At 38.7% G+C, this 230-nt stretch carries 1 protein-coding gene; it reads right to left on the reverse strand.

All coding sequences use genetic code 11. The features are described 5' to 3' along the window. Positions 1–230 (reverse strand): hypothetical protein (locus tag R0J87_RS25425; protein WP_498889792.1); only part of this gene is annotated, 230 nt, incomplete at both ends.

Below are 230 nucleotides of genomic sequence, written 5' to 3' on the forward strand. Positions count from 1 at the left end.
GAAACGATTCCCCAACTCAGATCCAGTCGTAGCAGCAGTATTATTATTATTATTATTATTGGGATTTGAGGTTGTTTGATTACTCGGTTCAGAATCAGAAGACGTTGTAACCGGCTCAGGAGGAGTATTGAAAGCCGTTAAAAGTTTATATCCTCCGAAGCCGACAATCAGCAGAACAATAATATAAACAACGGGTGGTGGTCCTTTTTTTGAAGCCATAATAATCTGTT

It is taken from the genome of Halomonas sp. SIMBA_159 (assembly GCF_046536035.1).
GTDB lineage: Bacteria > Pseudomonadota > Gammaproteobacteria > Pseudomonadales > Halomonadaceae > Vreelandella > Vreelandella venusta_A.